This is a genomic window from Candidatus Pelagibacter sp. HIMB1715, from assembly GCF_052047595.1.
Classification (GTDB): domain Bacteria; phylum Pseudomonadota; class Alphaproteobacteria; order Pelagibacterales; family Pelagibacteraceae; genus Pelagibacter.
The window spans coordinates 1-5000 of sequence record NZ_JBNAJY010000012.1; the positions used below are offsets into that span (position 1 = coordinate 1).

Genomic DNA, 5000 nt, shown 5'->3' on the forward strand with positions numbered 1-5000 from the left:
ACTGAATTTTTCTGCACTTTTTCCTATTCCAAATCTTGATGTTTTTTTTATTGAATTTATTCTTTTTTTTTTTTGAAAATTTTTTAATTAAATATAAAATTTTTTTTTTGTTAAAATCTGAATTATATATATTTCTACTAGTAGATCTTTTAAACTGTCTGTTCCCGACATTAATACATGGAACTCCATAATTTTGAGACTCTCTTACCCCTGAGCTAGAATTTCCAATTATAAAATTGGCATTTTTTAACAATGTCAAATAATATTCAAATCGCATTGACCTTATTAACTTAAATTGTTCATTCGTTCTTAATTCTTTTATTTTATTGATTATTAATTCTGAACCTTGATCGTTGTTTGGATAAATTACCACATAATTTTTTTGACTTTTTTTAATTGCTTCAAAAAAAATATGTATTTCTCTTTTTAACCTATCTAGTTTTTCATTAAAAGGATGTAAGATTACAATAGCGTATTCACTAAATTTTATATCATATCTTTTGGTTAATTTTTTTAAAGAGGGTAACTTTTTCGAAAAAATAACATCTGTTTCTGGTGAGCCAATTATATGGATTTTACTTTTTTCCTCTCCCATTTGATATAAACGCTTGAAGGCTAATTTATTTGATACAAAATGAATATTTGATAGTTTTGAAATAGAGTGTCTAATTGTTTCATCGATATTTCCTGAAACCTCACCACCCTCTATGTGCAAGATTTTAATTTGACTTAAAAATGCACTAGTAGCTGCTGCCAAACTTTCAACTCTATCTCCATGAATTACAACTGCATCTATCTTTTTACGATTTATAAATTTTCCAAATGTATCTACGGTATTCTTGAATATATTTAAATAATTCTCAGAATTTTCCTGATTATTTTTAAAAGAAAAAACATTTTTTTTAAAATCTTTTTTTATTTCATTGATTGTATAACCATATTTTTTTATTAAATGCATTCCAGTAACATAAATAAAAATTTCAATTTTCTTTTTTTTTGAAATTTTTTTAATAAGAGGTTTTATTTTACCATAGTCTGCTCTTGTTCCAGAAATAAATACAATTTTTTTAATCATATTATTTAATTTTAATAGATATCTGATTTCTTCAATTGAGTGCTAGCTTTAATATTTCTTTTAGATCTTTTACCAATTAATCTCTTTAAATCTGCAGGTTTAAAATAACCTGTATTAGGTCTAATTGGAAAAATATTGTTTTCTGTAAAAATTTCACCTTTCTCAATATCTTTAATTGCTGATATTGATGCAAATGCAAATTTAATTGTCTTAAACTCTTTTTTAACTGGCTCTTTTTTTCCTGGCAAAATTTTTGGTATTATTTCACAAGCCTCTAACATATTTCTTAAATCCACAACATCCATTGAAGATGTCATATCAGGTCCTTTTGATTTTTTGTCATCTGTAAAATGTTTTTCTAAAAGCGATGCACCAAATGAAATTGCTGAATAACAAGAAAAATTTGTTTCAGAATGATCTGATAGACCGTATGGTATTCCTTTAAACATTTTTTTAATTTCAAGCATTGCATTAAGTCTGATTAATTCGTGTGGGGTTGGATATATATTGGTACAATGAAGTATTGCAAAAGGAACTTTGTTTTTTTTTATAATTGATACAGATTTAGATACTTCTTTCATTGTATTCATGCCTGTACTTAAAATTATTGGTTTTTTAAATTTACAAATATAATTTATAAGGGGATAATTGTTACATTCACCTGAGCCTATCTTAAAAGCTGGAACATTAAATGAATTTAATCTATCCGCAGCTTCTCGACAAAAAGGAGTGCTTATAAAAATTTTTTTTTTATTTCTTATATAATTACAAAGTTTTTTTTCATCTTCTAATTTCAAACTATTGTCATTGATTATTTTAAAAATATTTTGATTAGAATTGCCAGGTTTTAATTTTTTAGCCTCTATTGACATTTCTTTCTCAGCAATATGTGTTTGATGTTTGATGATTTCAGCACCGTTTTCTATTGCGAGATCTGAAAAATAAATTGCCTTATCTAATGATCCAGAGTGATTAATACCAATATCCACAATTAAATGCGTTTTTCCTTTACCAATTTCTAATTTTCCTATTTTAAAATTCATTTTTTATTTTGTTTTAAATATAAATTTAAATATTTTTTCCATTTATCACTTAATTCTGAATTTTCATATCCTTTATGCCACGGCCCACCATCTGTATAATGAATTGCTTTTGGTTTATTATTTTTTTTTATCTTATAATATCCTGCTAACCAGTTCCAGTTATATGAAACACTTCCAATTTCATTATCCTTAAGCCATCCGAATCTGTGTAAAAATTTACCCTCTTCTTTATTTATCATCTGCAAAGTAAGTTTTTTATTAGATAAATGTTCATTGTTCCATATTACCATTGAGCTCCAATTTTTTCTTGGATAGATATATTGTCTTTTATTATCAAACTTAAAATTTTTTCTTGGTTTATAATTGTGCTTCACACACATAACGGCATATTTTTTATTAAATTTTTTTTGAAGCTCTTTGAGGTCACTTAACCACAAAAAATCACAATCACAGAAAATTGACCAACCTTTATATTTTGAGAGATGTGGTACTAAAAATCTTGAAAAGGTAAATTCTGTACTACTTTTCTTGTCATTTTTTCTTGAGTAAATTTTTTTTTTTCTTAACTCCTTAATTTTTAATAACTTTATGCTAATTGGAATTGTAGTATTTTTTTTCAATGAAAATTTGCAGATTGTTGAAGCAATTTTTTCTCTACTGTCATAACCAATGAAAATATTTAACTTTTCCATAATTTAATAAAACTTAATTTGTTTCAGAGATGTGGTTGGAAGACCTTTTTCTAAGTTTAAGCCATATTTTTTCTCCACTCTAACTCTATCATTAAAATGTGGAGTTGAGGCCTCTATAATCTCACATTTTGTAATAGCTATTTCTTGATGAACTAATCCGGGCGGAAAGTGAAAAGCATCTCCTTTCTTTAAAATTTTTTCTTTTAAAATACCGTTACCTATATCAAATTTAACTTTTAATTTACCTTTTATTATTAAACCGCATTCATTTTTCTTATGATGATATTGCAGGCCACCTTTTTTGTTTTTTTCAATGATTAATTTTTTTAATGTAAGTTTTTTAGGTATATGTGCTAAAATTAACTCTTGTCCCCATTCTCTAACACCCAAATTTTTAATTTTTGGGAAAATTTTTTTTTGTGTAAATTTTTTACTCGACATCTAGTAAGCTTAAAACGTGATCTTCAACTATATCTTTATTCAATTTCTTTCCAATTAAAAGATCAGCCTTATAACTTTCTAGACCATCTCCCGGAGATTTGAATTCAAGATCTTTATCCATCAAAACATGTCCTTTGCTTAAATTTTTTGAAGCTACAATTGTTTTTTTCATTTTAAATACAAATTTACTCTCATATGGCATTCTCTTTTTTTTCTTTAAGCCAAGTGAGTCTTTTAATTTCTTAAATCCATTAGTCATTTTAGCCAACCCTTCTGGCTCTAAAGACATGCCATGATCTGTCCCCTTTAAAGCTCTGCTTAAAGTGAAATGTTTCTCTATAATCCTAGCACCTAATAAATAAGCTGCCGAAGGAATTAATATGCCGCTATCATGACCAGAATAACCAATAATATTTTTTGGGTATCTTTTAATCATTTCCGGAATTACATTAAGGTTAATTTGACTTGCTTCCGCTGGATAAACTGATGAGCATTGCAAAAATGCAACATCATTTTTGAAATTTACAGCATCTAAGACTCTGTCTATATCCTCAAAGTCTGCATAACCAGTGCTTATTATTATTGGCTTTCTAGTTTCAGCAATTTTTTTTATTAATTGTATAAAAGTTATATCTGCTGATGCAACTTTATAAAAAGGACAATTAAATTTTTCTAAAAAATCTAAACTGTTAAAATCAAATGGAGTTGAAAATAAAGTTATATTTATATCTTTTGCAAAATCAAATAGCTCCTTATATTGATGTTCATTAAATTCTAATTTTTCTCTATGTTCTCCATATGTTTTCCCATAACTGTTAATATTATCATAAGCGCTATTGAAGAATTTTTTTGTATATAATTTTTTATTATCCCTTTTTTGTAATTTTACTGCATTTGCTCCTGCGTTTTTGGCTTTTACAAAAAGCTCTTTACATTTTTCAATTGATCCTTGGTGATTGTGTCCAATTTCAGCTATAATATATGGCAAACTATCTTGATTAACCTCAAAGTTATTTAACACAATCTTTTTAGACATTTTTTAAAAATCCAAATTTTTTATTTATCATTTTTGCAACCTCAAGATCGTATCTATCATTGATGTCTATAGATCTATTACTGGGTATGAGGTAGATCAAAGATCTTTTACCTATCTGTGTTTTGTTTTTCAAAATATTTTTAGTTTTAGATATAATTATGTTAGATCTATAATAAGATTTTTTTAATTTTTGTCTATTCAAAACCTCGTTATTAGAATTTGAATAAAAATATGGCTTAAGATATTTTTTTTTATAAAGTTGAAGAGCCTTTAAAGGACTTTGTGAGCTTTCTGATACAACTTGAAGAGATGTAGCATTTTTATTATTAACAATTTTTTTTATAGAATTATCAATATCTTTCGTTGTTTGAAATGGAGAAGTTGGTTGCAACCTTACTATATAGTCTGGATAAAAATTTTTTTCTTTTAAAACGTTTAAGGTATGAGAAATATATTCTATTTCAGTTGAGTTACCTCCACTTATATTTTTAGGTCTAAGTTTTGGACAGTATGCTCCATACCTATTAGACAATTTTTTATATTTAGAGCTATCTGTAGAAACGTAAATTTTATCTATATACTTTGAATTAAGAGCTTTGCTAATAATCCATTCAAGTAAAGTTTTTCCATTTATTTTAGAAAGATTTTTATCTCTAATACTTTTAGATCCAGATCTAGCAGCTATGATTGCTAAAATTCTTTTTTTTTTGTAC

General features: G+C 26.1%; 6 protein-coding genes (1 of these 6 running past the window's edge). All 6 read right to left on the minus strand.

Translation table 11 applies throughout. From position 1 onward, the window contains the following. Nucleotides 1-1075 (minus strand): UDP-N-acetylglucosamine 2-epimerase (gene neuC / locus ACTTAY_RS03685; protein WP_440672412.1); only part of this gene is annotated, 1075 nt, incomplete at its 3' end. Nucleotides 1076-1086: 11 nt separating this feature from the next. Then, complete coding sequence (locus tag ACTTAY_RS03690; RefSeq protein ID WP_440672413.1) at nucleotides 1087-2118, minus strand: N-acetylneuraminate synthase family protein; 1032 nt, start codon at nucleotides 2116-2118, stop codon at nucleotides 1087-1089. Continuing rightward, nucleotides 2115-2810, minus strand: coding sequence for a glycosyltransferase (locus tag ACTTAY_RS03695; protein WP_440672414.1), 696 nt, complete (start codon nucleotides 2808-2810; stop codon nucleotides 2115-2117). The genes ACTTAY_RS03690 and ACTTAY_RS03695 overlap by 4 nt, the downstream gene beginning before the upstream one ends. 3 nt (nucleotides 2811-2813) lie before the next feature. Next, nucleotides 2814-3251: a cupin domain-containing protein gene (locus ACTTAY_RS03700; protein WP_440672415.1), complete on the minus strand. Its 438-nt coding sequence runs from the start codon at nucleotides 3249-3251 to the stop codon at nucleotides 2814-2816. Next, entirely contained in the window at nucleotides 3241-4287 is a 1047-nt protein-coding gene (locus tag ACTTAY_RS03705; RefSeq protein WP_440672416.1) for an N-acetylneuraminate synthase family protein, read from the minus strand. The genes ACTTAY_RS03700 and ACTTAY_RS03705 overlap by 11 nt, the downstream gene beginning before the upstream one ends. Further along, nucleotides 4280-5000, minus strand: partial view of an acylneuraminate cytidylyltransferase family protein gene (locus ACTTAY_RS03710; RefSeq protein WP_440672417.1) — the 3' portion only. The gene runs 2 nt beyond the window's last position; only the last 721 of its 723 coding nucleotides appear in the window; only part of the start codon is in view: it crosses the right edge, with 1 base visible at nucleotide 5000; it ends in the stop codon at nucleotides 4280-4282. Before ACTTAY_RS03710 ends, ACTTAY_RS03705 begins: the two co-directional genes overlap by 8 nt.